Source organism: Paenibacillus sp. 01T422, assembly GCF_056398785.1.
This window is the reverse complement of sequence record NZ_JBFTQB010000328.1, coordinates 1-6,408: the sequence shown is the minus strand read 5'-3', so window position 1 is coordinate 6,408 and position 6,408 is coordinate 1. Positions and strand designations below refer to the sequence as shown.

Here is a 6,408-nt window from a genome sequence, read left to right as displayed (position 1 = left end):
GTACTGGTGTGCACGCCTTCGAATTTTGCTTGGTCAGCAGCTACCGTAATTGGCGCGAGCAATTTTTGCTCCAGATTCGGATTTTGCTTTTTATTTTGCGCTAATTGATAAGATCCGCTGGCTAGAATGGCTGCTTTCTCTTGTATAAAAAGAGCCCCCGCTGCCGCGTCCTTCGTGCCAAGCGCATCAGGTTGGAGATAGCCTTTATCGTTAAGCTCCTTGAACTGTGTCAAGGTTTTGACCCAGAACTCGTCGGTTAATTTCGCTTGCCCTGCTTCAACTTTGGTGAAGATATCGGTGCTTGGTTCATTGTTCATCACCATCGGATTCATGAATTGCCCAGGGCCAATATCCGCACCTGCGAAGGCAATTGGAATGATGCCGTTCTTTTTCAGCGTTTCGCATAAAGCCAGAAAACCTTCCCAATCCTTAGGCGGAGTCAGATTAAACTTTTGGAATAGTTTTACGTTATAAATCGGATCATTGTAGACCAGTTGGTAAGGCACTGCCACTTGTTTACCGTCTTTTTTGCCCACTTGAATGAGGGTATCATTAAAATTGCTTAGAAACTTTTCTGAGGATAAATCCGCGAAAATACCTGCTTTGGATAACGCTTCAAACTGCGCGCCAGGAAAAGATGTAAAAACATCACCTACAGAACCGTCCGCCAGCTTGGCTTGCGCTGTGGATTGGTATTGCTCCGAGGGCATCGTTTGCATCTCGACCTTAATCGTCGGATTCTCGGCTTGGAATTTGGCAATAATGCCGTTCAGGGAGTTCACATCTTCTCCACGCCAATGCAGGAAGCTAATGGTAACAGGTTTGTCTGAAGCAGCCGTCGCGCTGCCTCCAGATGATGTTCCTGGCGTCGATGCGGTGTCCGTAGCTGACCCACATGCAGCCGTAAGAATGGATAATAGCGTGACAGTGGCGACGAGGAACCCGCTCTTTCTTTTATGTTTTTTCATGGAAAGACCTCCTGATTGTTTGTTTCGTTAGAAGTGCTTCATTTACGCGTTGGACGCCACTTCGGCTTCTGCCAGCTTCAACTGCCATTTTTCCCGGAATAAAGGAAGTGCGGCTTGACCGAATATCTCCGCCTCCTCCAGATGAGGGTAACCAGACAGAATGAACGACGAGATGCCTAATTCGGCATATTCAATCAAACGATCCGCGACCTGGTCGGCTGTGCCTACAATGAGGATGGCACCGCCGGAGCGAACCAAGGATAAACCAGTCCACAGATTRGGTCCTACGACGAATTGCTGGCCCTTCGAGAGCTCTCTTAAATCGTTCTGACGCTGCTGATTGGTAGCATCTGTTTTGGCAAACGCTGCTTGCGCTTTCTCAATTGCTTCCGGCGATACCTTGGAGATACTCTCCCAAGCTGCTGCCCAAGCCTCTTCTTCGGTTTCACGAACGAGCACCTGTGCTCTTAATCCATAACGAAGAGGACGGTCGACGCCGGTTTCTGCCATGAACGCAGCCCGAACCGTTTCTATCTCGCTGATCTGCTCACGAATCCAATCATGCGGCTCTCCCCACATGAGGTAGGTGTCTGCAGTCTCAACAGCCAATCGCTTAGCAACAGGAGAACTTCCTCCTAGGTAGAAAGGTGGATGCGGCTTTTGAATCGTTAACGGAGAAGAAACGGGACGATTGAATTGATAGTACTTGCCTTGATAAAGCTTGTTTTCTTTAACTTCTTCACTCTTCGCTGCATCCGCAAACTCGGAAGCTGCGAGGACTTCTGTTTGTGTCCAAGCCTGCTGCATAACCTCTACATACTCTTTGGCACGCTCGTATCTTTCATCATGGGCATGAGCTAAGGGATCCCCTAGTTCCTCCAAATCCTGCACGGATGAGCCGGTTACGACGTTAATCATAGCCCGCCCTCCGGAAAGCACGTCCAATGCCGCGCCCATGCGCGCTGCTAGAACGGGAGCAACAAGTCCAGGTCGTACCGCGACTAGCGGGCGCAATGTAGTCGTATGGCTCATCACCGCAGAGCCCACAACCCAAGCGTCGAGGCAAGCGCCACCGGTTGGGATTAGGACAAATTCAAACCCAGATCGTTCTGCCGTCTGCGCAACATCGATTAAATACTCTAGCGTAGCTTCCCGCTCCGGGGCTATCCCAACATACTTGCCATCACCTGATGTCGGCAAAAACCAACCAAACTCAATCTCTTTATGAAGTGTCATCTCAGGCTCTCCTGTCGACTTGATGTTATTTTATAATTTTGTTATTTCCAGTCGTCTGGTCAATATCCTAGAAAAAAGGTAGGAATAGAATGTATTAATATCATAACAACGAACCACAGCTAGGGTCAATGTCATTTCGTGTTATTTTCCACTTGTCAATTTGTGGGTTCTGATCTTATTATGGAGTTGTAGTTCTGCTTTCCTAACGAATATTCGGCGTTCAGGGCATGTGAAAAAGAGGTGTAATCATTGAGGAAAAATATGCGTGAAGATCATCATGAATATTTGGAAATTTACTATTTTACCCCTTCTGAATTTGAAAAAGCAGGCAATGTCTGGCCTATCCGAATCGGTCACAATATCGCAAAATCAAATTATCATATCGGTCCTAGGACGACACCTTATTATTATTTGATTTTCGTTTTGGAAGGCCATGGAACATTTGTTCAAAATAATCAAACCTTTTCGCTTGGCAAAGGCGATATGTTTTGCTTATTTCCGCAGGTGACGCATGAATATGTGACGGTCGCGAGCAATCCGCTGCGTAAAATCTTCGTGGCTTTTGATGGGAAGCAGTCGCTTCATTTGTTGGAACGAATTGGGCTGAGCCCCCACTCGCCTTATCTCTCAAGCGCAGCAACAGGGCAAGCCATCAGTCTGATGTGGGATTTCATAAGCGCTGTCAGCGAAGGAGAACGCCAGGCGACGGATTTGGCGAGGCTTAATCATCTTTATCAAGTTTTTGATTCATTGTCTGGCGTGCATCGGCCCGTCACAGATCAACAGAACCGCGCGCTTACCTGGCTGCAAATGGGCCTCTCTTATATGCAAATTCATTACGCCGAGGGAATTACTGTGCAGCGAGTTTCGGAGCATGTTGGCGTAGAAAGAACTCATTTCACCAAACAGTTCAGCAGAATATACGGGGTTACACCGATGCAGTACCTCCAGAGTTTGAAAATGAATGAAGCCAAGCTGCTTTTGGAGCAAACCGCGTACACACTTTCAGAAATCGCCAATTCTGTTGGCTACCCTGATTTATTCAGCTTTTCCAAAGCGTTCAAGAAGCATATTGGGATGCCGCCAACCGTCTATAGGCAGCAAAAAAGAAGCAATTCATGATATTTTCATGAAATAAGACAGGAATTTACAATATCTTTCAATTTACACCTCTACCAAAAATCCGCGTTTGATGATAGTTTAAGATATACATCAAAGCGAGGGAGAGATCAGAATGAGAACCATTTATGAGAATTACCGAGGCTTTAAGATTAGTAAAGAAGAAAGCACCTATAATGCTATTTCTTCAGACCAAGTTATTTTTAGCCGCTGGCAGTTGAGCCAGGTCCTGGATACGGTCGACCACTATGTGGATATTGCTGATCCCAACACATCAACGAATAGCGAGTTTGGTTTACCGCAAAACTAAACTTAACCATAGCCTCACGCAAAAGAACCTAGCGGTATCTAGATACCGCTAGGTTCTTTTGTTATAAACTTCAGATAATTTAGCGGTGACTTCCGCTAATTCTTTACTCGAAAGGGAACTGGCGTCCTCTATTCCAGAGGAAATCGGGCTTTTTCCACCCGAGCGGAATTACAGGTCCTTATTTCGCCTCCTTGGCTCGTTTTCCGGGCGAAAACGGCTACTTAGCGGACTGTAGTTCCCATCACTGGTGGAAACCTTGCCTTTGCCGGGAAATAGCAGACTGTAGTTCCCCAGATGCACGGTGGTAGGACGATTGCATCCATAAAAAAGGCCTAACGAAGTAATTTCCGTTAGGCTCAGAGTTTAGCTACTTTACCAACCTTCCACTTTCCATCCACGCTACATTCCATACCACCCACCTGCCACCTCACATCATCTGCAAACAACAAATTTCAAATAACCTAGCGGTGACTTCCACTAATTCTTTACTCGAAAGGGAACTGGAGTCCTCTATTCCAGAGGAAATCGGGCTTTTTCCACCCGAGTGGAATTACAGGTCCTTATTTCGCCTCCGTGGCTCGTTTTCCGGGCGAGAAAACGGCTAAATAGTGGACTGTAGTTCCCATCACTGGTGGAAACCTTGCCTTTGCCGGGAAATAGCGGACTGTAGTTCCCCAGATGCAAGGTGGTAGGACGATTACATCACCTGCCACCCAAGCCTCAGGCCGGAGGCTGCTTCCATTCGTTCTCGTCCAGAATCGCCGGAATCTCAATCCAGGCACGCACACCCTGATCCTCTCTGTGGCTGTAATGCAAGCCATAGCTGCTGCCAAAATGCAGCTGTATCCGCTTCTGAACATTAATGATGCCAAACCCGCGATTGTTCTCTTTGCCTTTTAGAATAGCATTTAGCATCTCGATATCCACCTGCCGGTAACCGTTGTCCTCTACGCTGATAATGACGAGACCCTTGCGCACTCGCACCGTGATCCATAACTCTCCGTCCTGACTCATATGCTTAATGCCGTGCAGAATGGCGTTCTCAATGATTGGCTGCAGAATGACCTTCGGTACGAGGTACTTTTTGGCCTCCTCCTCGATATCCCAATGCACCTGAAAGGCGTACTCATAGCGGAACAATTGCAAGCGGACGTAAGCCTCCGCATGATTCATTTCCTCCATGACCGGAATTAGCAGCTTTCCTTTACTTAGCCCAATTCGCATAATAAGCGATAAGTCCTTAATCATTTCAGCAGATTCTGTCGCGCCTTCCATAAACGTATGCCAGTACACAGACTCCAGCGTATTGTACAGGAGGTGCGGGTTAATTTGCGTATGAAGAATCGATAATTCGATTTCCTTATGCTTTAATTCCAGCTCGTATTGATCATAAATAGTTTGATTCAGACGGTCGGTCATCCGGATAAAATGGTTACTGAGCAGCACGATCTCATTTTTACTCTCCGAATGCATCGAAATCGCCAGCGGTCTGCCCGGATGATAGGAATTGGTAATTCGCGCCAGCCTCGAAATCGGCTTCAAGATCGATTGAATAAAGTACATGCTCGCCAAAAATAAAATAAAGAAATAAATAAACATAATCCAATCCACAAGGCGCTGCACACTGATATGATCGATAATGATCGATTGAACAGGCACCCTCATAAGCAGTTTCGTGTTTGTAGCTTCACTTGTATGAAGCACATGCATATACTCAACGCCAGCTTCCTTCAGCTTATAAACACCCTCCACTCGATCTGCTGCAGCGGGCATTGTGGAGCCGATTTGGAATTTCTCCGTGTTGGTGGCGAGCACCGTATTTTCTTGGTCCAGCAGCATGACTTGGCCATCCGCATACTTATCGAAAGGCGAGAAGTCCTGCTGCAAAGGCGTCTCAATACCCGACACAAGCAAGTAGCCAATGACCGTTTCGCCGTTATAAATGCTGTTGAGCTGCCGCAAATAAGCAACGGTTTTCACGTTATTCGGATTATAGCCGAACTTATCAATAACGCGAAGAACCCCTTTTCCCTTGGCTTGACTAACCGATTTATACCAAGAGAGCGCATTCAAATCCGTTGCATAAAAGATCCCATTGTTTAGAATATCCGAATTCGGCACGAAGGAATACTGCTTATCGGTGTCTGAAAAGAACATGGAATAACGAATCGCACTTGATGAATAATTGTTCAAATATTTATCAAGCGTCTTGAAGATTTCAAATCGCTCATATTCCGATGAGGAGGGGATGCTCACGAGCTGTTGAATCTCCTGAGAGATCATTATTTTCTCCGTCTTCTCCTCGAAGTCGCTGCTTTCCCTATCGAGCGTTAAGTGGCTTCCTCGCACTAATTGCAGCAAGGCGTTGCCCACTTGCTCTTCTGTAATGGACTCCAGCTTCTTGGCAACAACCAAATCCAAGACCAATATCGGGATGACGACGAATAAGATGAGCAGGACGATCAGCTTTTTCATCAGATTCATATTACGCAGCATTGTTCGCATACTGATTATCCTTCCTTTCCAGCTATTTCATCAGGTCATATTCCCGATACACCTTGCTTTCACCTAGTTTCGCGATCACGGAGACATTCTCCTTTTAAGCAAAAGAAAACGCCACCAGAAATAGTTTCTGATGGACGTTATTCGCTTATCCTTTTACACCCGAAACCGAAATACCGCGAATAATAAATTTTTGGAAAACGAGGAAAAACACAATCGGCGGCAGCATCGCCATCGTCAATACCGCAAAGCGGACACTCCACGGGATAACGG

General features: G+C 46.5%; 5 protein-coding genes. 2 read left to right on the top strand and 3 right to left on the bottom strand.

What is annotated here, in order from left to right; translation table 11 throughout:
* The coding region (locus AC1DUA_RS18785; RefSeq protein ID WP_477501221.1) for an ABC transporter substrate-binding protein at positions 1–968 on the bottom strand (968 nt) is incomplete at its 3' end.
* 42 nt (positions 969–1,010) lie between these two features.
* Complete coding sequence (locus AC1DUA_RS18780; protein ID WP_477501220.1) at positions 1,011–2,204, bottom strand: LLM class flavin-dependent oxidoreductase; 1,194 nt, start codon at positions 2,202–2,204, stop codon at positions 1,011–1,013.
* A 249-nt stretch (positions 2,205–2,453) separates the two neighbouring features.
* Here AC1DUA_RS18780 and AC1DUA_RS18775 point away from each other — a divergent pair, with 249 nt between their 5' ends.
* Both AC1DUA_RS18775 and AC1DUA_RS18770 read left to right on the top strand, forming a co-directional pair.
* Positions 2,454–3,326 (top strand): AraC family transcriptional regulator, encoded by an 873-nt coding sequence (locus tag AC1DUA_RS18775; protein ID WP_477501219.1) that lies wholly within the window; start codon positions 2,454–2,456, stop codon positions 3,324–3,326.
* A gap of 112 nt (positions 3,327–3,438) precedes the next feature.
* Positions 3,439–3,633, top strand: coding sequence for a hypothetical protein (locus AC1DUA_RS18770; protein ID WP_477501218.1), 195 nt, complete (start codon positions 3,439–3,441; stop codon positions 3,631–3,633).
* A gap of 720 nt (positions 3,634–4,353) precedes the next feature.
* Here the strand turns inward: AC1DUA_RS18770 and AC1DUA_RS18765 are convergent.
* The gene (locus tag AC1DUA_RS18765; protein WP_477501217.1) at positions 4,354–6,138 is read right to left on the bottom strand and encodes a cache domain-containing sensor histidine kinase; all 1,785 of its coding nucleotides are present in this window, start codon (positions 6,136–6,138) and stop codon (positions 4,354–4,356) included.
* Positions 6,139–6,408 lie beyond the last annotated feature (270 nt).